This window comes from Tepidimonas taiwanensis, assembly GCF_020162115.1.
GTDB lineage: Bacteria > Pseudomonadota > Gammaproteobacteria > Burkholderiales > Burkholderiaceae_C > Tepidimonas > Tepidimonas taiwanensis.
Map to the genome: position 1 here is coordinate 1,984,153 of NZ_CP083911.1, position 22,474 is coordinate 2,006,626.

The 22,474-nt window shown below is 70.0% G+C and carries 18 protein-coding genes and 1 pseudogene; 17 read left to right on the forward strand and 2 right to left on the reverse strand.

Annotated elements, in window-relative coordinates; translation table 11 throughout:
• Positions 1 to 9 precede the first annotated feature (9 nt).
• A complete protein-coding gene (locus tag LCC91_RS09365; protein ID WP_043703910.1) occupies positions 10 to 2,196 on the reverse strand; it encodes a PhoX family protein in 2,187 nt (728 codons plus the stop codon).
• A gap of 177 nt (positions 2,197 to 2,373) precedes the next feature.
• Between LCC91_RS09365 and gspG the strand changes: the two genes are divergently transcribed.
• The 15 genes and pseudogenes from gspG to LCC91_RS09440 all read left to right on the forward strand — a co-directional run bounded on the left by gspG (position 2,374) and on the right by LCC91_RS09440 (position 19,167).
• Positions 2,374 to 2,832, forward strand: a complete 459-nt coding sequence (gene gspG / locus LCC91_RS09370; protein ID WP_224440905.1) for a type II secretion system major pseudopilin GspG — start codon at positions 2,374 to 2,376, stop codon at positions 2,830 to 2,832.
• A complete protein-coding gene (locus LCC91_RS09375; RefSeq protein ID WP_082007759.1) occupies positions 2,807 to 3,253 on the forward strand; it encodes a GspH/FimT family pseudopilin in 447 nt (148 codons plus the stop codon). The genes gspG and LCC91_RS09375 overlap by 26 nt, the downstream gene beginning before the upstream one ends.
• On the forward strand, positions 3,250 to 3,654 hold the full coding sequence (locus LCC91_RS09380) for a type II secretion system protein GspI (protein ID WP_224440906.1): 405 nt from the start codon (positions 3,250 to 3,252) through the stop codon (positions 3,652 to 3,654). The genes LCC91_RS09375 and LCC91_RS09380 overlap by 4 nt, the downstream gene beginning before the upstream one ends.
• Entirely contained in the window at positions 3,654 to 4,289 is a 636-nt protein-coding gene (locus LCC91_RS09385) for a prepilin-type N-terminal cleavage/methylation domain-containing protein (protein WP_052231823.1), read from the forward strand. Before LCC91_RS09380 ends, LCC91_RS09385 begins: the two co-directional genes overlap by 1 nt.
• Entirely contained in the window at positions 4,286 to 5,254 is a 969-nt protein-coding gene (gene gspK / locus LCC91_RS09390; protein WP_043703905.1) for a type II secretion system minor pseudopilin GspK, read from the forward strand. Before LCC91_RS09385 ends, gspK begins: the two co-directional genes overlap by 4 nt.
• A 31-nt stretch (positions 5,255 to 5,285) precedes the next feature.
• Complete coding sequence (gene gspL, locus LCC91_RS09395; protein ID WP_224440907.1) at positions 5,286 to 6,530, forward strand: type II secretion system protein GspL; 1,245 nt, start codon at positions 5,286 to 5,288, stop codon at positions 6,528 to 6,530.
• Positions 6,527 to 7,054: a type II secretion system protein GspM gene (gspM, locus tag LCC91_RS09400; protein WP_043703899.1), complete on the forward strand. Its 528-nt coding sequence runs from the start codon at positions 6,527 to 6,529 to the stop codon at positions 7,052 to 7,054. Before gspL ends, gspM begins: the two co-directional genes overlap by 4 nt.
• The gene (gspN, locus tag LCC91_RS09405) at positions 7,047 to 7,829 is read left to right on the forward strand and encodes a type II secretion system protein N (RefSeq protein ID WP_143898204.1); all 783 of its coding nucleotides are present in this window, start codon (positions 7,047 to 7,049) and stop codon (positions 7,827 to 7,829) included. The genes gspM and gspN overlap by 8 nt, the downstream gene beginning before the upstream one ends.
• Complete coding sequence (gene gspD / locus LCC91_RS09410; protein WP_143898212.1) at positions 7,829 to 10,129, forward strand: type II secretion system secretin GspD; 2,301 nt, start codon at positions 7,829 to 7,831, stop codon at positions 10,127 to 10,129. Before gspN ends, gspD begins: the two co-directional genes overlap by 1 nt.
• Positions 10,130 to 10,141: 12 nt before the next feature.
• Complete coding sequence (locus LCC91_RS09415) at positions 10,142 to 11,557, forward strand: GspE/PulE family protein (RefSeq protein ID WP_143898202.1); 1,416 nt, start codon at positions 10,142 to 10,144, stop codon at positions 11,555 to 11,557.
• An 18-nt stretch (positions 11,558 to 11,575) separates the two neighbouring features.
• Positions 11,576 to 12,781 carry a type II secretion system inner membrane protein GspF gene (gene gspF, locus LCC91_RS09420; RefSeq protein ID WP_143898200.1) on the forward strand — a complete coding sequence of 402 codons (1,206 nt, stop codon included), beginning with the start codon at positions 11,576 to 11,578 and terminating at the stop codon, positions 12,779 to 12,781.
• A 166-nt stretch (positions 12,782 to 12,947) separates the two neighbouring features.
• Positions 12,948 to 13,520: pseudogene (ampD, locus tag LCC91_RS09425) on the forward strand (1,6-anhydro-N-acetylmuramyl-L-alanine amidase AmpD); the annotation flags it as partial.
• Between the two features lie 392 nt (positions 13,521 to 13,912).
• Entirely contained in the window at positions 13,913 to 16,798 is a 2,886-nt protein-coding gene (locus LCC91_RS09430; protein WP_043703883.1) for a ribonucleoside-diphosphate reductase subunit alpha, read from the forward strand.
• A 134-nt stretch (positions 16,799 to 16,932) separates the two neighbouring features.
• Positions 16,933 to 18,192 (forward strand): ribonucleotide-diphosphate reductase subunit beta, encoded by a 1,260-nt coding sequence (locus tag LCC91_RS09435; RefSeq protein ID WP_390612141.1) that lies wholly within the window; start codon positions 16,933 to 16,935, stop codon positions 18,190 to 18,192.
• Positions 18,193 to 18,402: 210 nt separating this feature from the next.
• Positions 18,403 to 19,167, forward strand: coding sequence for a hypothetical protein (locus tag LCC91_RS09440; protein WP_143898196.1), 765 nt, complete (start codon positions 18,403 to 18,405; stop codon positions 19,165 to 19,167).
• Between the two features lie 42 nt (positions 19,168 to 19,209).
• Here the strand turns inward: LCC91_RS09440 and add are convergent, their stop codons facing one another.
• Entirely contained in the window at positions 19,210 to 20,241 is a 1,032-nt protein-coding gene (gene add, locus LCC91_RS09445; RefSeq protein ID WP_224440908.1) for an adenosine deaminase, read from the reverse strand.
• A 185-nt stretch (positions 20,242 to 20,426) separates the two neighbouring features.
• Between add and LCC91_RS09450 the strand changes: the two genes are divergently transcribed.
• Entirely contained in the window at positions 20,427 to 21,404 is a 978-nt protein-coding gene (locus LCC91_RS09450; protein WP_043703877.1) for a BMP family lipoprotein, read from the forward strand.
• Between the two features lie 40 nt (positions 21,405 to 21,444).
• Entirely contained in the window at positions 21,445 to 22,464 is a 1,020-nt protein-coding gene (locus LCC91_RS09455) for a LacI family DNA-binding transcriptional regulator (RefSeq protein WP_043703874.1), read from the forward strand.
• The last annotated feature ends 10 nt before the right edge of the window (positions 22,465 to 22,474 follow it).

Sequence of the window (22,474 nt, forward strand, 5' to 3'; positions counted from 1 at the left end):
GATCCGGCGTCAGGTGCCGATGACACTGCCGTCGTTTTTGGTGATCATCACCGTGGCCGAGCGGGGCCGTGCCAAGGCGCCGCCCGCGCCGTAGCCCTCATTGCCGGGCCAATGGCTGGTATAGCGGGTCGGATCGCCGATCGCGGCAGGATCGGTCTCCTCGCCCGGGTGCTGGACGTTGACGAAAATCACTTTGCCATCGGGTGTTTCGCACAAGCCCGTGATTTCCTGATCCTTCGGACCGACGAGGAAGCGCTTGAGCGTATTGGCACTGGGCTTGCGGCCCATGTAGGTCGTCACCCGCGTCGTGCCGTAGTCCAGCGTCACCGGCCCGCCGTCGCCCACGCGTCCTGGAACGGCCGCGAGCATCATGCAGTTGCTCTCGTCGACCATTGCCCCGTCGTCGGTCTGAATCCAGCACAGGCCCGTCACCTGCGAAAACACCAGACCGTCTGGGCTCGAAAAGTCCTGATCGTCGGTCAAACCCGAGAGATTGACCAGCGTCGGCGACGCATCGGACTCTGCACCGAACAGGAACACGTCCCACGTAAAGGCCGTCGCCGCGGGGTCTGCGTCCCGGATGCGCAGGATGTGGCCGTTGACGTTGCCCTGAAGCGTGGTCGTGCCGCCGCGCAGATCGGCGTACGCACGCGGGTTGGCCGGGTCGACCGCCACGTGGGACGAGCTGGTCGGGTTGACGCGGCGGTTGCTGTTGTTGGTCAGCGTGATGTAGAGCTCGCCAGTTTTCGGGTTCACGTTGCCCCACTCCGGGCGGTCCATCTTGGTCGCGCCCGCGGCATCGGCGGCGATGCGCGCGTGGATCAACACATCGCCATCATCGGCAAAGCGGTACGTGGTGTAGTTGGCCACGGCCGGGTTGGCGAGGCTCAGCTCCACCCACGTCCCGGTTCCGTCGGCGTGGAACTTGGCCGCGTAGAGCTTACCGCTGTCCAGGTATTTGTCCCCGACGGCGATGCGATCGGAGCGGTTGGCATCTGCCGGATCCCACGTTTGCGTGGACACGAACTTGTAGATGTACTCGTTTCGCGCGTCGTCGCCCATGTAGACGGCGACCTTCTTACCGGCTTCCGCGCGTACGGCAGCGCCCTCGTGCGCCATGCGACCCAGGGTCGTGCGTTTTTTGATCACCGCCGTCGCGTTGTAGGGGTCGATTTCGGTGACGTAGCCCTGGCCGAAAAACTCGTTGCGGTAGTCGTCCGTGGCCGTGGCCCCGCGCACGCTGGTGTTCCAGCGGGTAAAGCGCTCATCGCCGCTCTGGGCGGTATCCCATTGGTACACGTGGGGCGAACCCCGCTCCGCGGTCACGCCCTTGCCATAGCGGGCAAACGCCACGTTCTCGTTGGCGCTGCGGCGCTCGTTGTCGCCGGCATCCCGGGCGAAGAAAGCTGCCCAGTTCTCCTCACCGGTCAGCAGCGTGCCCCACGGCGTCTTGCCGGTGCCGCAGTTGTTGACGGTACCCCGCGTGCGCGTGCCGTCCGGGGAATACTTCGTGCGCAGCAACGCATGACCCCGCGCGGGCCCAGCGATTTCGATCGGCGTTTCGGTAGTGATGCGGCGGTTGAACGGCGAACCCTGGACGTAGGCAAAACGCCCGTTCGTGCCCTTGGCGATCTCGACGATGGTCACGCCCATGGCATGCATCTCCTTGAGCACCTCGGCGTCGGGCCGGGGTGCCGGACTGGGACCGTTGGGATGCAGGAACGTCTGGGTGACCCACTCGTGGTTGATCCCCAGCAGCGCGCGGGTCGTGCTGCGGTCGTCGCGCTGGCCACTGGCGGAAAGGCCGAAATATTCCATCCCGTCGTGCCACTCGCCGCAGCGGCGATCGAAGTCGGTGTCGGTGCCGTCGTTGCGGAACGCCGGAACCCCGCTGAAGAGCGGGTCCCCCATCGCGATGAGCACCTGCGCGCTATAGCCGCCGGGAACGGTGAACCGGTCGGCCAGCGATTTGGGAACGGCCTGAAAACCCAGCAGTGGCACATCGTCGTCGCCGCCACCGCACGCGGTGAGCGTCAAGCCGCCAAGCACGGCCGTCGCCGCGGTACCGACACCGCCGCGCAACAGCGAACGCCGACTCAGGCGCGCCGCGAGGATGGACTCGAACGTGGTGTTGTCTGACGTGTTGTCGGACGTCTCGTCGTGATGGTGTAAGGGGATGCGGTCGATGGCAGACATGGCGACTCCTATGCCGTGAGGAAATGACGGAGTAAACGCCGCGACACGTTAGGCCCGATCGATGAAAAAATCGTGACACCCCTGCACCCGTTCGCCCCTGGACGGGTGACGCCCCTGCTTGCGTATCATTGGTGCATGCAACGCGCCATGCCTGCCCCACCTCCCTCTTCCGCTGCCGTGGCCGCCCTCCCATCGCGGTTCAACGCTTCGGCCGCCCCGCGCTTCCGCGCGCAGCGCGCCTTCACGCTGATCGAGCTGATGGTGATCCTGGTCATCATCGGCGTGCTGGCCGCGCTGATCGTCCCCAACGTCATCGACCGGGCGGACGAGTCGCGCGTGACGGCCGCGCGGTCCGATGTGGCCAACCTGATGCAGGCGCTGAAGCTCTACCGGCTCGACAACCAGCGTTTCCCCACGCAGCAACAGGGCCTGCAGGCGCTGGTGCAGCGCCCGACGCAGGAGCCGGTACCACCGAACTGGCGGCCGTACCTCGAAAAACTGCCCAACGACCCGTGGGGCCGCCCGTACCAGTACCTCAATCCCGGCACCTACGGCGCCGTCGACGTCTTTTCGCTGGGGGCCGACGGCCAGCCCGGCGGCGAAGGCAACGATGCCGACATCGGCAGCTGGCAGTAGCCGCCCGCCTGCGGCACGCGGCTTCACGCTGTTGGAGCTGCTGGTGGTGATCACCATCATCGGCGTGGCGAGCGTGGGCGTCGCGTGGTCGTTGCGCGACACCGACGCGGATCGGCTGGACGAGCAGGCGCAGCGGCTGCAGACACAGATCGAGGTCGCACGCACGCTGGCCCGCGCGACGGCCACACCCGTGCGGCTGCGGTTGCGCCCCAACGGATACGCGTTCGAGGGTCTGCCGGACGACGACACGGGACTGGCCCGCGAACACGCGTGGCTCGCTCCCCACATCCAGGCGCGCAGCGACGCGCCCATCACCCTGGGGCCGGAAGCGCTGGGGACACCGCTGCGGCTGGAGCTCACCTTGGGCCAGGCCCGGCGGGTGCTGCATTCCGACGGGTGGTCGCCGGTGACGATCGAATGAAAGACCGGGGCATGGACACGCGCGGGCGGTGGGCGCGACGGCGATCGGCGGGCTTCACGCTGGTCGAAGTGCTGGCGGCGCTCGCGGTCATGGCGGTGGCGCTGGCCGCCGGGAGCCAGGCCAGCGCGGCGCTGACGCGGCTCGCGGAGCGCCAGACGCTGCAGTGGTTGGCGCAACGTTGTGCCGAGAACGCCCTGGTGGCGGTGCGGCTGGATCCGGTCTATCCGGCGCCGGGTATCCGGACCGAGGCGTGTGCGCAGGGCGGACAGCGCTTCACGGTCGTGCTCGACACCGGCACCACGCCCAACCCGAGCTTTCGACGCCTGCAGGTGCGCGTGGCGCTGGCCGATCGGCCGGATGAGACGCTGCTGCGCACCACGACGATCGTGGGGCGGCACTGATGCGTCGACACGTTGGCCACGGTTTCACGCTGGTCGAGCTGCTGGTGGCGCTGGCCGTGCTGGCCCTGCTGGCGGCCATGGGCTGGCGCGGCACCGAAGCCCTGCTGAGCACCCGCGAGGGGGTGGAGCGCACGTCGCAGGCGCTGCTGGGCTGGCAAACGGCGTTGGCCCAGTGGCAAGCCGACTGGGACGCGAGCGTCACCGGGGACACGCCCGGCGGGGAGGGCGACCTTCCCCGCTGGTCGGCCAGCGACGTGGGGGTGCGCTGGGTGCGGCGCACGCCGGACGGTGGCGATGCGCCCCCGGGGTGGCAGGTGGTGGCCTGGGGACCCGCGGTGGACGCCAGCGGGCAGCGCCGCTGGACGCGGTGGGTCTCGGCGCCCGTGCGCGACCACGCGGCGCTGGGGATCGCTTGGGCCACGGCCCTGTCACGCCTGGGCAGCGACGGGGTGCGCACGGTGCCGATCGAGGGCTGGACGCTGCAAGTATGGCGCGACGGGGGCTGGCGCCCCCCCGACGACGGCCCCCCGCCGCCGGCGGTGCGGCTGGTGTTGCAACCCGCGGCGGGCACGGCACTGGGCGGCCCCGTCCAGGTGGACTGGGTAGCGCCCCGGATCGCGGGGGGCAAGCGATGAGGGCCGCCGCCCATCGCCAGCGCGGCGCGGCGCTGCTGGTGGCGCTGCTGACCGTCGGCCTGGTCACGACGTTGGCGGCCACCGCCTACTGGCGGCAGTGGCAGGCGTGGGCCATCGAGCGCACGGAGCGCGAACGCGCGCAGGCGGGCTGGCTGCTGACCGGCGCGCTGGACTGGGCGCGGCTCATCGTGCGCGAGGACGGCCGCGCCAGCAGCGTCGACCACTTGGGCGAACCGTGGGCCGTGCCGCTGCAACCCACGCGGCTCGCCGCCTTTCTGGAGCGCACCGCAGAGGAAGACGACACCCCGTCGGCGTGGTTGTCCGGCCGCATCGAGGACGCCCAGGGGCGGCTCAACTGGCGCAACCTGATCGAGGTCGTGGGGGAGCGGCCCCGGATCGTCCCGGCGGAGTTCGCCCGCTTCGAGCGGCTCTTTCAACAGCTCGGCTTGCCCCCGCAGGAGCTGCAGCGCGTCGCCGAGGCGCTGGTGCAGGCGTGGTCGAAAGCCGCCGAGCCGGGCACGGCGCGGCCGCTGCCGCCGCAACGGTTAGGGGACCTGCGCGCGCTGGGTCTGTCGGAGCCGACCCTCGCGGCCCTGGAGCCATGGACGGTATGGCTGCCAACCGCCACCCCGCTCAACGTCAACACGGCACCCGCCGTCGTACTGCAGGCGGCCATCCCCGGACTGGACGCCGCGACGGCGCAACGGGTGGTGGAGCAGCGCGCGCAACGCCACTACGCCACGCCACAGGCGTTCGTCGCCGCGCTGGCACGCCCCGACCTCGCGGTGGACGTCACGCGGCTGGACGTGAGCAGCCATTACTTTCTCGTGACCGGCCGGGTGCGGTTGGATGCCCTGACGGTGGAGCAGCGCGCGCTGCTGGCCCGCGACGGCACGCGCGTGAACGTGCTGTGGCGCCAGCAGCGTCCTGTTTCCGCCGACCGTCCCCCGGCAGGGAACGGGTAAGATGCCGCCCGTCGCGTTCACGGCCCCACCGATGCTGCTGCTTTGCCCCCAGTTTGCCGTCGCCAGCGATGCGAGCCATGGCGCTCGCGGCGCCGACCTCTCGCACTGGCGCTGGGCGCGCAGCACCGACGGACAGACCATCGACGCCAGCGGTATCGTCGGGCGGACCGAGCTGGACGCCCTCTCCCCCGCCGAAGGGTGCGTGCTCGTGTGGCCGCTGCAGGCTGTGTCGTGGCACCGCGTGCGGCTGCCCGCCGGCCGTGCCGCCCGCAGCGCGGCCGTCATCGCGGGGCTGCTGGAAGACGCGGTGCTCGACGACCCCGCGGCGCTGCACGTGGCGCTGGAACCCGCGGCCCGCCGCCGTCGCGAGGCCGGCGAGGTCTGGGTCGCCGTCTGTCACCGTGAGGCGCTCGAATCCGCGCTCGCGCCGCTGCTGCAGCAGGGCTGGGCGGTGCAGGCCATCGTGCCCGAGGTGGCCCCGCAACCGCAGGAACTGGCGTGGGCGCATGCGATCGACGAGATCCCGCACCTGACGCTCGCCGGCCCGCACGGCGTCCTCACCCAGCGCTTGATGCCGGGGGGGATGCCGGGTGGGATGGCGGACGCGTTGGCGGGGGACGATTCGCCCCCGTCGGCCTGGGCGGACGCCACGACGATCCAGGAGGCGCAACGTCACCTGCCGGATTGGCCGTGGCAGGTGGTGCCGGCGGGGCACGTCTGGCTGCACACGCTGGCACAGGGCTGGAACCTGGCGCAATTCGACCTCGCCGCGCGTGTCGGCGGCGTGGGGTGGCACCGGCTGCAGTCGGCCGTGCGCGCCGTCTGGTACCGGCCGGAGTGGCGCGCGGCGCGCTGGGGCCTCGCGGCTTCGGTCGCGCTGCCGCTGGTGGCGCTGCCCGCGCTGGCGTGGCAGCAACGCCAGCAGGAACAGGCGTTGCGCGCAGCCCTGCTGCACACCGCGCGGCAGGCGCTGCCGGACACGCCGGTCTTGCTGGACCCGGTGCGGCAGGTGCAACAGGCGCTCGCACGCGAGCGGGCCCGTGCCGGTGACGTGCCACCCGCGCTGCTGGAGCGCGTGCTGCACGCCTGGGGCAGCGCGGACGGGCTGCCGCCGCTGCGCGCCCTGCAGGCAGACGATGCCGGCGTCCGCATCGACACCGACCCCGGGCTCGGCGCCGATCGCCTGGCCGCCGCGATCGCCCCCCACGGGCTGGTCGCCCGCCCCGGCCTGCCCGGTCAGTGGACCCTCACGCCCGCGCGGGAGGGGGGGCGATGACGGCGTCACCGCTCGCCCGCCTCGGCGCCGACTGGCAAGCCCGCTGGCGCGCGTGGCCAGCGGCGTGGCGCCGCGCTGTCGTCGTCGCCTTGGCGGGTGGCATCGCGCTGGCCGGCTGGTACGGGGTGTGGGGACCGGCGTGGCGTCAGTGGCGCGACGGTCCTGCGCGCCTGGCGCAGCAGCGCGAGGCGGTCGCGGCCCTGCAGCGCGACGCGGCGGCCCTCGCCCGCTGGCGTCAGGCGCCGGATGCCGCCCTGCTGCCGGCGACGCCCGAGCAGGCGCGCGAGGCCTTGCTGACCACCAGCCGCCGCTGGCTGGGTCCGCAGGTCCGGGTCGCGGCGGCCGAAGGCGGCTGGGACATCGTGTTCGAAGGGGCGCGCGCCGAGGACCTGGCGGTGTGGCTGGTCGAGCTGCGCACCACGCTGGGCCTGTCGGTCGTGCGCGCGCAGTGGACGCGGGATCCGGCCAGCGGCCGGTGGCAGGGGTCGGTGACCGCCTCGTCGGGAGCCGCGCGCGATGGCTAAGGGCTGGCGCGTTCCGCTGGTCGCGGCCGCGCTGGGCGCGGGCGTGGGCAGCGTCGTGTTCGCGCCCGCACGCTGGTGGGCCGTCGTGGTCGACCACACCACCCAGGGGCGCGTACAACTCCAGTACACCCAGGGTACGGTCTGGCGGGGCCGAGCCGACGTGATCCTGACCGGCGACGGGGGCGTGTTGCGGCTGCCCGGCGGGCTGGCGTGGGATTGGGGTTGGACGGCCACCCCCCGGCCCGCGGTGACCGTCACGCTGACGCTGCCGTGCTGCGCCACCTCGCCGTGGGTGTGGCGGCTGACACGCTCCGACACGGGGTGGATGGTCACGACGGATGCCCAGCGGCTGACCGCAGATCTCGCCTGGCTGTCGGCGCTGGGGTCGCCGTGGAACACGCTCGGCCTGCAGGGCACGGTGGCGGTGGAGGTCGCGCCGGTGCGCTGGCCGCTCGGCACCGCAACCGCCGATCCGGCAAACGACGGGCTCCGCTGGACAGCGCGGGTCACCGACCTGTCGTCGACCGTGGCCACCGTGCGGCCGCTGGGCAGCTACCGGCTCGAAGGCGCGTGGACGCCCGCCGGCGGCCCCACGCTGACGCTCTCGACACTGTCGGGCGATCTGCGACTCGAAGGCAGCGGCGGCTGGGAGCGAGGGCGGTTTCGCTTCCAGGGGTTGGCGCAGGCCACACCGCAGCGGCTGGAAGCGCTGTCGAATCTGTTGAACCTGCTGGGCCGGCGCGACGGCGACCGCGCCCACCTCAAAATCGGATGATGCCGATGCACGCGCGATACCCTCGTTTGACCCTGCGGCCGCTGGCCGCGCTGACGCTCGCGGCCGGGCTCGCCGCTGTCGTGCCACCCGCTGCCGCGCAGCCCCCTGCGCCCGCGGTGCGTCCCGGGCAACCGGTCACGCTGAACTTTCAGGAGGCGGAAATTGAATCGGTGGCGCGGGCGATCGCGCTGGCCAGCGGCCGCCACATCGTCGTCGACCCGCGGGTCAAAGGCACGATGACGCTGGTCACCGAAAACCCGGTCGGCCCGCAGGCCGCGCTGTCGCAGTTCGGGGCCGAGCTGCGGTTGCGCGGTTTTGCACTCGTGGAGTCGCAGGGCATCTACAAGATCGTGCCCGAAGCCGAAGCCAAGCTGCTGGGCGGTCCCGTGTTGACCGAGGAGCAGACCCCGCGCGATGGGCAACTGGTCACGCAGATTTTCCGGCTCCAGCATGAAAACGCCAACACGCTGCTGCCGGTGCTGCGCCCGCTGATCAGCCCCAACAACCCGATCACCGTCAACCCCGGCAACAACGCGCTCGTCATCACCGACTACGCCGACAACCTGCGCCGACTGGCGCGCATCATCGCGGCGCTGGACACCGTGGGCGGCACCGACCTGGAGATCCTGCCGCTGCGGCACGCCGTGGCCAGCGACATCGTGCCGCTGTTGCAGCAGCTCCTCGACGGCGAGGCGAGCGTGGTGGCACGACCCGTCAACGCCGGCACCGCACCCGCGCCGGCCGCGGTTGGCGGACCGCGCACCACCGTGTTGGCCGAGCCGCGCAGCAACGCGATCCTGGTGCGCGCCGCCAACCCAGCCCGGCTCGCGCTCGTGCGTGCCCTGGTCGAGAAACTGGACCGGCCCACGGCCGGCAGCGCCGCCGCGAATGTGCGGGTGGTGTACCTGCGCAACGCCGATGCGGTGCGGCTGGCGGCGACGCTGCGCGCGGCGCTCGCGGCCGACGCGGGCCCCGCCGCGGGACCGACGACGGCCGCGGGGGCCGGCAGCCCCCCTGCGCGATTGGGCACCAGCACCCCCGCCACGAACACCGCCGCCACCCCCCCCACTGGTGCTGCTTCCGCCGGTGGGGACGCCATCAGCACCGGCGGGATCGTGCAGGCCGATCCGGCCAGCAACGCGCTCATCATCACCGCCCCGGAGCCGCTATACCGCCAGTTGCGCCAGGTCATCGACCAGCTCGACGTCCGCCGCGCCCAAGTCTACGTCGAGAGCCTCATCGCCGAGGTCAACGCGGACAAAGTGTCCGAAATCGGCATCCAGTGGCAGGGGGTGCTGGGCCAGCAGGGCAGTGGCACGCTGGGCGTCATCGGCACCAACTCCAGCGTGGCGGGTGCCAACATCCTCGGTGTCACGGCGGGGCTCGCCGCCGGTGGTACGCAAGCCGCCCAAGCCCTGGGCTCGCTCGGCGGCGGCCTCAATGTCGCCCTGGCACCGCGCTTCAACGGTCGCTACTACCTCGGCGCGCTGGCCCATTTTCTGCAGAGCACGGGCAACGCCAACATCCTCTCGACCCCCAATCTGCTGACGCTCGACAACGAGGAAGCGAAGATCGTCATCGGCCAGAACGTGCCTTTCGTCACCGGCCAGTACACCGCCAACAATACCAACCAGGGCGCGGTCAACCCGTTCCAGACCATCGAGCGCAAGGACGTGGGCCTGACGCTGCGCGTCAAGCCCCAGATCAACGAGCAGGGCACCGTCAAGCTGCAAATCTTCCAGGAAGTGAGCTCGGTGCTGCCCAGCTCCATCAACTCCCCCACCGGCCTCATCACCAACAAGCGCTCGATCGAATCGACGGTGCTGGTCGAGGACGGCGGCATCGTCGTGCTCGGTGGCCTGCTGCAGGATGAGTTCGGCGGCAACGAGGACAAGGTGCCGGGCCTCGGCGACGTCCCCGTCCTCGGTCAGCTCTTTCGCAGCGAAAAGCGCAGTCGAAAAAAAACCAACCTGATGGTCTTCCTGCGCCCCGTCGTCGTGCGCGACGCGCGGCAAACCGATGCCCTGGCCGTCGACCGCTACGAGTGGATGCGCGCGGTGCAGCGCGACGCGCAACCGGCCCCGAGCAGCGTGCATCCGGTCAACACCGCACCTGTGTTGCCGCCGTTGTCGTCACCCGCAGGCGGTACAGGATCGGCCCCATCACCCGCCACCCCCACGCCGAACGCGCCAGCGGAAATACCCGCGCACATCGCGCCACCGCCGACGACGGTACCCGGTGCGTCGCCCGCCTCCCCCGCGGGGCCGAACACAGACCAACCCGCCACGACCACGCGTTGACAGGCACCACCGATGAGCGGCCCCCATCCCCTGCCCTATGCTTACGCGCGCCAGCACGGCGTGCTGCTGCACGTCGACCGGGGCGAGGCGTGGCTCTACGCCCGCGCCGCGCAGGGGGACGAGCGCACCGGGCGCTACAGTGCCATAGGGGAAGTCCAGCGACGCCACGGCCTGTGCGCGCTGGTCTGGGTCAGCGCGGACGAGTTCGAGCAGCGCCTGCAGGCCGCCTACGCGTCCGGGGGCGATGCGACCGCTGCCGCCATCGTCAGCGAGGTGGAAAACGTCGCCGACCTCTCCCGTCTGATGCAGGAGCTGCCGCAGATCGAGGACCTGCTCGAGTCCGCCGACGACGCCCCCATCATCCGCATGCTCAACGCGCTGCTGACGCAGGCGGTGCGCGAGCGCGCCAGCGACATCCACATCGAGCCGTACGAGCGCCACTCGAGCGTGCGCTTTCGCATCGACGGCACGCTGCGCGAGGTCGTGCAGCCCAACCGCGCGCTGCACGCGGCGCTCATCTCGCGCCTGAAGATCATGGCCGAACTCGATATCGCCGAGAAGCGCCTGCCGCAGGACGGCCGCATCGGCCTGCGGCTGGGCGGACGCGCGGTGGACGTGCGTGTCTCGACGCTGCCCAGCGCCCACGGCGAGCGGGCGGTGCTGCGGCTGCTGGACAAGTCCGAGGGGGTGCTCAGCCTCGAAGCCGTCGGCATGCAGGGCGAGACGCTGCAGCGCTTCGAGCAGCTGATCCACCAGCCCCACGGCATCGTGCTCGTCACAGGGCCCACCGGCTCGGGCAAGACCACGACGCTCTACGCGGCGCTGTCGCGCCTGGACGCGCAGCGGCTCAACATCATGACGGTCGAAGACCCGATCGAGTACGAACTGCCGGGCATCGGCCAGACGCAGGTCAACCCCAAGATCGACCTGACGTTTGCGAAGGCGCTGCGCGCGATCCTGCGCCAGGACCCGGACGTCATCATGATCGGCGAGATCCGCGACCGCGAAACCGCGCAGATCGCGATCCAGGCGTCGCTGACCGGCCACCTGGTGCTGGCGACGCTGCACACCAACGACGCCCCGAGCGCCGTCACGCGCCTCGTGGACATGGGGGTGGAGCCGTTTCTGCTGTCGAGTTCGCTGCTCGGCGTGCTCGCACAGCGCCTGGTGCGCAAGATCTGTCCGGCGTGCCGCGGCGCCGGCTGCGAGGCGTGTGGCGCGAGCGGCTACCAGGGCCGCACGGGCCTCTTCGAGCTGATGCCGGTGGACGATGCGGTGCGCGCGCTCATCCACGCCGGCGCGGCGGAAGCGGCGCTGCGCGAACGCGCCCAGGCGCTCGGCATGGTGCCGCTGCGCCAGGCGGGCGACGCGCTGGTCGCGCAGGGCGTCACGACCGCCGAGGAAGTGTGGCGCGTCACGCGCGATTGATCCCGGGGATGTCAAGGCGTGGCCGTCTACCGTTACGAGGCGCTCGACGAACGCGGCAACCGCCGGCGCGGCCAGATCGACGCCGACTCGGCCCGTGCCGCGCGCGCCCGGCTGCGCGCGCAGGGGCTGGCACCGATCGGCGTCACCGAGGCGGGCGCGGCCGATGGCGCGGCGGCTGGGGAGCGCCGCGCCCTGAACCGCACGCGGCTCGCGTCGTGGACGCGCCAGCTCGCGTCGCTGGTCGCGGGCGGGCTGCCGCTGGAGCGGGCGCTGGCCACGCTGGCGGACGAGGCCGAGACCCCGCGCGAGCGCGAACTGCTCACCCAACTGCGCGCCGAGGTCAACGCGGGGAGTGCGCTGGCCACGGCGCTGGCGGCGCACCCGCGCACCTTCGACGACAGCTACCGCGCGGTGGTCGCGGCGGGGGAAGCCAGTGGCCGGCTGGGTGCCGTACTCGAGCGGCTCGCCGACGAACTCGAGGCCAGCGATGCGCTGCGCCAGCGGGTCCTCTCGGCGGTGCTGTATCCGGCCATCGTCACCGTGTTTGCGCTCGCCATCGTGGTGTTCCTGATGACCAGCGTCGTGCCGCAGGTGGCGCAGGCGTTCAGCAGCGGACGGCGTGCGCTGCCGCTGTTGACCGTCGTCATGCTGCGCGTCAGCCAGTGGCTGCGCGACTGGGGCTGGACACTGCCGGTGCTCGCGGCGCTGGGCGCGGGTGCCATCGCCGGTGCCCGGCGCACGCCGGCGCTGCGGCAGCGGCTGGATCGCGCGTGGCTGGGCGTGCCCGTCGTGGGGCGGCTCAGCCGCCAGTACGACGTGGCGCGCTTCGCGGGCACGCTCGCGCTGCTGACCGGCGCGGGTGTACCGCTGCTGCGGGCGCTGCAGACGGCCGCGGGGACGTTGCGCAACCACGCGCTGCGCGCCGACGCGCTGGAGGTGCTCGCCCTCGTGCGCGAAGGGGCACCCCTGGCGGCGGCGCTGGCCACACGCCGCGCGTTTGCCGGGCCACTGATCGCCTTTGCCCGGCTGGGCGAACAAACCGGCCAGCTCAGCGTGATGCTGCAGCGGGCGGCGCAACAGCTCGCCGCCGACGTACAACGCCGCACGCTGCGGCTGGCCACGCTGCTGGAACCCGCCCTCATCGTCGCGATGGGGGCAATCGTGCTGCTGATCGTGCTGTCGGTGATGCTGCCGATCATCCAGCTCAATCAGCTGGTGCGCTGACGCCATGCCCCACGCCTCACCCGCGCCGCACGCCCACCCCGGTACCCTATCCGCTACCGGTGGCACGGCCTGCGACCCCGGCGCTGCGCCACGTACTGACGCCCCCCGCGACGCCGGCCCTGTCCCCGGCACATCCCCCGAACACAGCGCCCAGCCTGCCGGCACTTGGCTCCCGTGGGCGCGCCGGGTGCCCTCACCCCACCACGGCCCCCGGCCGGAGGGGGCGACGCTGGACCTGATCGTCGTGCACTCGATCAGCCTGCCGCCCGGCGAGTACGGCGGCCCGTACATCGAGCAGCTCTTCACCCACACGCTGGACTGGGACACCCATCCGTATTTCCAGCAGATCCGCGGCCTCGAGGTCTCGGCACACTTCCTCATCCGGCGCGACGGGGCGCTGGTGCAGTTCGTCGCCTGCGAGCGGCGGGCGTGGCACGCGGGTGTCTCCGCGTGGCGGGACCGCCCGAATTGCAACGACTTTTCGATCGGGATCGAACTCGAAGGACTCGAAGGCGACCGCTTCGAGGACGTTCAGTACGCGACGCTGGCACGGCTGTGCGGCGAGCTGCGCGCGCGCTTCCCGACGCTCACCGACATCGCCGGCCACGAACACATCGCCCCGGGGCGCAAGCGCGACCCCGGCCCCGGCTTCGACTGGGCGCGGCTGGCGGCACTGACCGGCTGGCCCGCCGAAGGGCTCGCCAGCACCGCGGCGGCGACCGACACCCGCGCGACCTGAAGACCGCACCCGGACCCGCCCGTTCTGACACGGGTCAGCCGCGCGTGCCCGCGTCCGCGTCGCGGCCGTCGGGCCCCGTCCCGGCCCCCTATCGATCCGGCACGAAGAAGTTCCGTGCCCCCCGCAGTGTTCTGGGCCTCTGACAAAAGCGAAGCAGGAGGCTCAAGACAAGCCCGTGCCGGAGCGACAACGCCCAACAACGCCGCCACCCCGCGGGAAAACCCGAGGCAATCGCGGCGCGCCCACGGCATAGAAAGAATTTTTGTGGCGCGGTGACGCACACGGCCACCGGCTCGCGCTACACTACCGCTAGCGTTTTTCGAACCCGTTGGACACTATATCTAGTGTCCTAAGTCGGGTCATCCTTTTCTCGTCCATTTACGCGAGGACCCATGCAGACCACGCTCACTTCCCCCTCGTCGCCTGCCCACGGCACCCCCGCGGCCGACGTCGCGCGCGCGGCCAGCAGCACCACGCTGCCCCACTACCAGATCATCCGCCGCAACGGCGCCGTCGTGCCGTTCGAGCCCAACAAAATCGCCGTGGCGATGATGAAAGCCTTCCTGGCCGTGCACGGGCCGCAGGGGGCGGCGTCGGCCAGCGTGCGCGAGACGGTCGAGCAGCTGACCCAGGCGGTCGTGCGGGCGCTGATGCGCTCGCGCCCGGGCGGCGGGACCTTCCACATCGAGGACGTGCAGGACCAGGTCGAGCTGGGCCTGATGCGCGGCGGCCACCACGAGGTCGCGCGCGCCTACGTGCTCTACCGCGAGCGCCGCGCGCAGGAGCGCGCCGCCCGGGCGGCGCAGGAACAGGCGCAGCCCGCGCAGCCGGTGCTGCACGTCGTCGACGGCGGCGAGCGCCGCCCGCTCGATCTGGAACGCCTGCAGGCGCTGATCCACTCCGCCGTCGAGGGGCTGGGGCCGGACGTCAAAGCCGAGCCGATCGTGGCCGAGACGCTGCGTAACCTCTACGACGGCGTGCCGATGGAGGAAGTGCACAAGGCGGCGATCCTGGCCGCGCGCACCAAGATCGAGACCGACCCCGACTACACCTACGCCACCGCGCGGCTGCTGCTGCACACCATCTACAAGGAGGTGCTGGGCGAGGAGGTCACGCACGCGCAGATGCACACGCGCTACGCCGAATACTTCCCCGCCTTCATCAAGAAGGGGGTCGAGGCCGAACTGCTCAACCCCGAGCTGCTGACCTTCGACCTGGCGCAGTTGGCCGCGGCGCTCAAGCCCGAGCGCGACCTGCAGTTCGACTACCTCGGGCTGCAAACCCTGTACGACCGCTATTTCCTGCACGTGCGCAAGCGCCGCATCGAGCTGCCGCAGGCTTTCTTCATGCGCGTGGCGATGGGCCTGGCCCTCAACGAGATCGACCGTGAGGCGCGCGCCATCGAGTTCTACGAGGTCCTGTCCTCGTTCGACTTCATGTCGTCCACGCCCACCCTGTTCAACAGCGGCACGCTGCGCTCGCAGCTCTCGAGCTGCTACCTCACCACCGTGCCGGACGACCTGGAGGGCATCTACGACGCGATCAAGGAAAACGCCCTGCTGTCCAAGTTCGCCGGCGGCCTGGGCAATGACTGGACGCGCGTGCGCGCGCTGGGCAGCCACATCAAGGGCACCAACGGCGAGTCGCAGGGCGTCGTGCCGTTCCTGAAGGTCGTTAACGACACCGCGGTGGCCGTCAACCAGGGCGGCAAGCGCAAGGGCGCCGTGTGCTGCTATCTGGAGACGTGGCACCTGGACATCGAGGAGTTCCTGGAGCTGCGCAAGAACACCGGCGACGACCGCCGCCGCACGCACGACATGAACACGGCCAACTGGATTCCGGACCTGTTCATGAAGCGCGTGATGGAAGACGGCATGTGGACGCTGTTTTCGCCGTCGAGCGTGCCGGACCTGCACGACAAGTTCGGCCGCGATTTCGAAGAGGCGTACGTGGCCTATGAAGAAAAAGCCGCCCGTGGCGAAATCCAGCCGTGCAAGCAGGTGCGCGCCGTCGACCTGTGGCGCAAGATGCTGACCATGCTGTTCGAGACCGGGCACCCGTGGATCACGTTCAAGGACCCGTGCAACATCCGCAGCCCGCAGCAGCACGTCGGCGTCGTGCACTCGTCCAACCTGTGCACCGAGATCACGCTCAACACCAGCGACACCGAAACCGCGGTGTGTAACCTCGGCTCGGTCAACCTGGTGCAGCACCTCAAGGACGGGCCCAACGGCAAGGAGCTCGACCACGACAAGCTCAAGCGCACCATCGCCACCGCGATGCGCATGCTCGACAACGTGATCGACATCAACTACTACGCGGTCAAGAAGGCGCGCGACGCCAACCTGCGCCACCGGCCGGTGGGGCTGGGCATCATGGGCTTCCAGGACGCGCTGTACGAGCTGCGCATCCCCTACGCGTCGGAGGCGGCGGTCGAGTTCGCCGACCGCTCGATGGAGGCGGTGTGTTACTACGCGTACTGGGCCAGCAGCGACCTCGCGGTGGAGCGCGGGCGCTACTCCAGCTACAAGGGGTCGCTGTGGGATCGCGGCATCCTGCCGCCCGACAGCATCGACCTGCTGGCGCAGGAGCGCGGCGGCTACGTCGAGGTGGACCGCTCGCGCACGCTGGACTGGGACGCGCTGCGCGCGAAGATCGCGCGCGACGGCATGCGCAACTCCAACTGCATCGCCATTGCGCCCACCGCCACCATCTCCAACATCATCGGTGTGGACGCGTCGATCGAGCCGTGCTTCGGCAACCTGTCGGTCAAGTCCAACCTCTCCGGTGAGTTCACCGTGATCAACCACTACCTGGTCAAGGACCTCAAGCGCCTGGGCCTGTGGGACGAGGTGATGATCATGGACCTCAAGCACTTCGACGGGTCGCTGTGGCCGATCGACCGCGTGCCGCTGGAGCTCAAGGAGCTGTACCGCACGGCGTTCGAAATCGAGCCGCGCTGGCTGGTCGAGGCCGCCGCGCGCCGCCAGAAGTGGATCGACCAGGCGCAAAGCCTCAACATCTACATGGCCGGCGCGTCGGGCAAGAAGCTCGACGAAACCTACAAGCTGGCGTGGATCCGCGGCCTCAAGACCACCTACTACCTGCGCACCACCGGCGCCACGCACGCCGAGAAGGCCACCGTGCGCAGCGGCGCGCTCAACGCCGTGCCCACCGCCGGGGGCACGGCCGGCCTGGGGGCGGTGGCCGCGGCCGAGCCCGCCACCGACATCAAATTCTGCGCGATCGACGACCCCGGCTGCGAGGCCTGTCAGTGACCCGCGCCGGCGGCACCCGGATCCGCGGGGTGATGCCGGCGCGCAACAGCCCGCGCCCCATCGCCCCCGCCGCGACCGCCGGCCCTTGTCAATTCGTCGTCATATTTCAATAATTTCATCGATCGGATCACACCATGTTGATTTGGGAAGACCAAACCCCCACCGTCGCCCCGCAACCGGCACGCCCCGCGGCCCGACCCGAGCCGGCGCTGCAGCCGGTGTCGCCACTGGCCGGTGTGATGCCCCCGACGGCGGGGCTGGGTGATGCGCCCTCCCTCGGCGCCGCTCACAACGCCCCTTCTGGCACCCCTCCCGCCAGCGCCGCCGCTACGGCCGGTGCCGCCACCCAGTCGGTGCGCGCGCAGGCCGCGAGTTTTCGCCGCGTCAACGTCGCCGACAAGCGCATCATCAACGGCCAGACCGACGTCAACCAGCTGGTGCCGTTCAAATACAAATGGGCGTGGGAAAAATACCTCGCCACCTGCGCCAACCACTGGATGCCGCAGGAAATCAACATGTCGCGCGACATCGCGCTGTGGAAGGACCCCAACGGCCTGACCGAGGACGAGCGCCGCATCATCAAGCGCAACCTGGGCTTCTTCGTCACGGCCGACTCGCTCGCGGCCAACAACATCGTGTTGGGCACTTACCGCCATATCACGGCGCCCGAGTGCCGCCAATTCCTGCTGCGCCAGGCGTTCGAGGAAGCCATCCACACACACGCTTATCAATACATCGTCGAATCGCTGGGGCTCGATGAAGGCGAGATCTTCAACGCCTACCACGAAATCCCGTCGATCCGCGACAAGGACGAGTTCCTGATCCCGTTCATCGACGCGATCATGGACCCGGATTTCCGCACCGGCACGCCGGAGGCGGACCAGACGCTGCTGAAGTCGCTGATCGTCTTCGCCTGCCTGATGGAGGGGCTGTTCTTCTACGTCGGCTTCACACAGATTCTGGCGCTGGGCCGCCAGAACAAGATGACCGGCGCCGCGGAGCAGTACCAGTACATCCTGCGCGACGAGTCGATGCACTGCAATTTCGGCATCGACATGATCAACCAGCTCAAGCTGGAAAACCCGCACCTGTGGACGCCGCAGTTCAAGGCCGAGATCAAGGAGCTGTTCCTCAAGGCCGTCGATCTGGAGTACCGCTACGCCGAAGACACGATGCCGCGCGGCGTGCTGGGCTTGAACGCCAGCATGTTCAAGGGTTACCTGCGCTACATCGCCAACCGGCGCGCGACGCAGATCGGGCTGGATCCACTCTTCCCGAACGAGGAAAACCCCTTCCCGTGGATGAGCGAAATGATCGACCTCAAGAAGGAGCGCAATTTCTTCGAAACCCGCGTGATCGAGTACCAGTCGGGCGGCGCGCTGTCCTGGGACTGATCCCCGGACGCCGGGCCGCGGGTGCGCCCCGCGCGGTTTCGCCGTTTTCCAACCCCGCCAACCCCCAAGAGCAGGAGACCCCCCATGGCAACTGGAAAGAAGGCCACCGCCGCGGCCGCCACCGCCGCCAAGCCCAAGAAGGCCGCCACCGCTGCAAAGGCGGCAGCCAAGCCGGCCACCCCGAAAACAGACGCGGCCGCACCCGCCTCGGTGAAGAAGGCCCCGGCGAAGGCTGCGGCAACCAAGACGACGGCGAAGCCGGCCAGCGCTGCGGCCACCGCGGCAGCCCCGGCCACCGCAGCGGCCAAGCGTCGCAGCACCGCAGCGAAGACGGCAGCCGCCCCGGCTGCCGCTCCCGCGCCCGCCGCCCCGGCCAAGGCCGCGGCGAAGAAGACCGCTGCACCGGCGCCCGCCTCCACCACCGCGACCAAGGCCCCCAAGACGGCCAAAGCCACCGCCGCCGTGACCAAGGCCAAACCGGCTGCGGCTGACACCGCCGCGAAGGCCACCCCGGCCGCGCCCGCAGCGAAGGCCAAGGCCAAGCCTGCCGCGTCGGCGGCGGCAAAGCCGGCCAAGGGCACCGCCGCCGCAGCCGATAAGCCGGCGAAAGCCGCGAAAGCCACCTCGAGCGCGGGGGCGGACAAGCCTGCCGACAAGGCCAAACCGGCCAAAGCCAAGCCGGCGGCCAAGGCCGACAAGAGTGGAAAAGCCGACAAGCCCGCGAAAGCCGAGAAGGCGGCCCAAGCGGAAAAATCGGTCAAAGTGGAGAAGGCCGAGAAAGTGAAAAAGGCGGGCGCGCCGGCGAAGGCTGACAAAGCCGCCAAGCCCGCCAAGGCGGAAAAAGAAAAAGGCACCAAAGCGAAGAGCGCCAAACCCGCCAAAACCAAGCAGGAAAAGGCCGCCGCCGCGCCCAGCGCCGAGACGCGCCTGACCCCGAAGGCCGCGTGGCCCTTCCCCACCGGCCCGCGTCCCTGAGGGCGGCGCACGCCATTCGCCAACCCTTGGGCGAACCCTTGGTCACAGCAGCCCGTGTGCCTGCGCCCAAACCTGCCACTGCTCCAGCGCCGTCCGGCGGCTGGACTCGGGCAGGAACGAAGCCTCGATCGCACAGCGCTGCATGTGGGCCAAGTCGCGCACCGACAGACCCGCCTGTTCGTGCAACAAACGCAGTTCGTCGCTGAGCGTCGTCGCCGACATCAGGCGGTTGTCCGGTGAGATCGAAACGTGCAGCCCCGCCGCCCACATGGCGCGAACAGGGTGCTCGGCGACGCTGGGCGCTGCCCCGGTGTGGACGTTGCTCGATGGACACACCTCGAAGTGCACGCCAAGCCGCTTGGCCTCCTCCATCCAAGCCGCGTCATCGGTGATGCGCACGCCGTGCCCCACCCGCTGTGCGCCGTAGGCAGCGGCTTGCAATACCCGCCAGCCAGCGTCGGCTTCGCCCGCGTGCAACGTCAGTGCCAAGCCAGCCGCTTGCGCGCAGCGCAGTGCCTCGGCGTGCAAGCTCGGCGGATAGCCCAACTCGGGCCCGGCCAAGTCGAATCCCACCACCCCTTGGTCTCGATACCGCGCGGCCACTTGCGCCGCACGCAGGGTTCGCTCGGGGGGATCTTGGCGCATGGCGCACACGATGAGGCCGCACGGCAAGCCACCACCGCGCAGTCCCTCGAGCACCGCTTCTACCGCAGCCTCGGCTGCCAGCCCCCACGGCTCGAACAACTGCGGCGCAAACCGCACCTCGCCCAACACACAGCCGTCCGCGCGCATATCCTGCACCAGCTCACGCGCGACGCGCTCACACGCCGACGCCGTCGCCATCGCTTGCACAGTCAGTGCAAAGCCCTCCAGATAGCGTACCAGGCTGCCGGAGTTGGCGTTGTCCGCCATCCATTGCGCCAGGGCGCGCGGCTCCTCATGTGGCAAACGCATACCGCGTGCGCGGGCCAACTCGATGAGCGTCGAGGGGCGCAAGCCGCCGTCCAAATGCTCGTGCAGACTGGCTTTGGGCAAGGCGCGCCAGTCCCACACTGGGGTCGCTGCAGTTGTCAATCCGTTGACTCCTAAGGGTTTACCCGGCCTCGTCAGCGGCACGGGTATTGGATACCATCGCGCCCTAGCAAACGTTTGCGTCCGGTCGTCGGCGCGGCATTTTGCCGCGACTGGCCACAGCTGTCCATCCCTGTCGACCGCGCGCGCTTGCTTGGCCCTGCACCCCCCAACCGGAGAAACGCAACATGAACCTCGTTCGCCAAGCCCGCACCACCTTGGCTGCGCTGCTCACCACCGCCACACTGACCGCTTGGGCGCAACCTGCCGTCGTGTTCGACATGGGTGGCAAATTCGACCGCTCGTTCAACCAAGCCGCCTATGTGGGCCTGGAGCGTTGGAAGAAGGAAACCGGCAAGAACTACCTGGAGTTCGAAATCGCCAACGAAACGCAGCGCGAACAGGCCATTCGCCGCATGGCCGAGCGCGGTGCCAGCCCCGTGATTGGCATCGGCTTTGGCCAAGCCTCGGGCATCGAGAAAGTGGCCAAGGAGTTCCCCAAGCAGAAATTCGCCATCATTGACTCGGTGGTCAACCTGCCCAACGTGCAGTCCGTGGTGTTCAAGGAGCACGAGGGCAGTTTTCTCGCAGGCGTGATGGCCGCCAAAGCCAGCCGCAGCGGCAAGGTCGGCTTCATCGGCGGCATGGACATCCCGCTCATTCGCAAATTCCTTTGCGGCTACGAACAGGGCGTCAAATACGTCAACCCGAAGGCGGAAGTGATCGCCAACATGACCGGCACGACCGGGGCGGCCTGGAACGACCCGGTGCGCGGCGGTGAGCTGGCCAAGGCGCAGTTCGCGCGCGGTGTGGACGTGGTGTTCGCCGCCGCCGGTGCCACGGGTCTGGGCGTTTATCAAGCGGCCAAGGACGCGGGCAAACTCGCCATCGGCGTCGACAGCAACCAAAACCACCTGCACCCGGGCACGATGCTGACCTCGATGGTCAAACGCGTGGACGTGGCGGTCTACAACGTCGCCAAAAACCACAGCCCCGGCACCACCGTGCTCGGGCTGGCCGAGGGCGGCGTGGACGTGGCCATCGATGAGCACAACCAGAAATTGGTGACACCCGACATGCGCAAGGCGGTCGAGGAGGCGCGCGCTGCCATCCTGTCGGGCAAGATCAAAGTCATCGACTACATGGCCAACAACGCCTGCCGTTGAGGCGGCACGGCGTGTTTGGGGCGTGGCGCGCAGGATCGCAATGCCATCGATCAAGGACGTAGCGACGCTGGCAGGGGTGTCGTTCACCACGGTTTCGCACGTGCTCAATGGCACGCGCAAGGTGCACCCGGCCACGCGGGAGCGCGTGTTGCGCGCCGTCGAGGCTTGTGGTTATGTGCCCAGTGCCGCAGCGCGGGCGCTGCGCGGCGCGCCCAGCCGCGTCATTGGGATGCTCGTGCCCGACGTGAGCGACCCGTTCTGCGCGGAGCTGACGTTGGGGGCCGAGCGGGCCGCTGCCGCCGCCGGCTACAGTGTGGTGCTGGCCAACACCCATCCGCGGCGCTTGCCCGACGCCCCCGCGATCGAGAGCCTGTTGGGCCGCCATCTGGATGGGCTGCTGGTGGTGGCCGGCTTGTTCGAGCACCAGCGACTGCTGCAGCGGCTGCGCGCCGCGCTGGGGCGGCGTCAGCTGCCGGTGGTCTTCATCGACGACGAGCCCGGCCCGCTGGCCAGTGAGGCGTTGTGCGCCGACGCCGTTGCCTGCGCGCAGGAAGCCACCTCGCACCTGCTGGCCCTGGGTCATCGCCGCATCGCGTGTTTGAGCGGCCCGCTGATCATGCCGGTGGCGCAGCAGCGGGTCGTCGGCTGGCGGCAAGCCTTGCAGGCGGCGGGCCTCACAGCCGAAGCGGCCGCCGTGGAGGAGAGCGACTTCAGTGTCGCCGGTGGCTACCGGGCCACCCAGGCGCTGCTGCAGCGCTGGCATCCCACAGCGGTGCTGGCCTGCAACGACGCCATGGCAATCGGGGCCATGCGGGCCCTGGCCGAAGCCGGTCTGCGCGTGCCGCAAGATTGTTCGGTCGTCGGCATCGACGGTATCGAATGGGGTGCGTTTACGCACCCTCCGCTGACCACGGTGGGAGAATCGCTGCCACAGGTAGGCGAGTGGGCGGTTCAACGCCTGCTGCACCGCCTGTCGCACCCCGACGCTCCCAATGCCCGATGGACGCGCACGCCCCGGTTGATCGTGCGTGCCTCCACCGCCCCCGCCCCAACCGCTTGACCCCTGCACC

Coding starts and splice junctions, on each gene's coding strand:
- LCC91_RS09365 (WP_043703910.1), bottom strand. CDS start 2,196: ATGTCTGCCATCGACCGCATCCCCTTACACCATCACGACGAGACGTCC.
- LCC91_RS09375 (WP_082007759.1), top strand. CDS start 2,807: ATGCCGACATCGGCAGCTGGCAGTAGCCGCCCGCCTGCGGCACGCGGC.
- LCC91_RS09380 (WP_224440906.1), top strand. CDS start 3,250: ATGAAAGACCGGGGCATGGACACGCGCGGGCGGTGGGCGCGACGGCGA.
- LCC91_RS09385 (WP_052231823.1), top strand. CDS start 3,654: ATGCGTCGACACGTTGGCCACGGTTTCACGCTGGTCGAGCTGCTGGTG.
- gspK (WP_043703905.1), top strand. CDS start 4,286: ATGAGGGCCGCCGCCCATCGCCAGCGCGGCGCGGCGCTGCTGGTGGCG.
- gspL (WP_224440907.1), top strand. CDS start 5,286: ATGCTGCTGCTTTGCCCCCAGTTTGCCGTCGCCAGCGATGCGAGCCAT.
- gspM (WP_043703899.1), top strand. CDS start 6,527: ATGACGGCGTCACCGCTCGCCCGCCTCGGCGCCGACTGGCAAGCCCGC.
- gspN (WP_143898204.1), top strand. CDS start 7,047: ATGGCTAAGGGCTGGCGCGTTCCGCTGGTCGCGGCCGCGCTGGGCGCG.
- gspD (WP_143898212.1), top strand. CDS start 7,829: ATGCCGATGCACGCGCGATACCCTCGTTTGACCCTGCGGCCGCTGGCC.
- LCC91_RS09415 (WP_143898202.1), top strand. CDS start 10,142: ATGAGCGGCCCCCATCCCCTGCCCTATGCTTACGCGCGCCAGCACGGC.
- LCC91_RS09430 (WP_043703883.1), top strand. CDS start 13,913: ATGCAGACCACGCTCACTTCCCCCTCGTCGCCTGCCCACGGCACCCCC.
- LCC91_RS09435 (WP_390612141.1), top strand. CDS start 16,933: ATGTTGATTTGGGAAGACCAAACCCCCACCGTCGCCCCGCAACCGGCA.
- LCC91_RS09450 (WP_043703877.1), top strand. CDS start 20,427: ATGAACCTCGTTCGCCAAGCCCGCACCACCTTGGCTGCGCTGCTCACC.
- LCC91_RS09455 (WP_043703874.1), top strand. CDS start 21,445: ATGCCATCGATCAAGGACGTAGCGACGCTGGCAGGGGTGTCGTTCACC.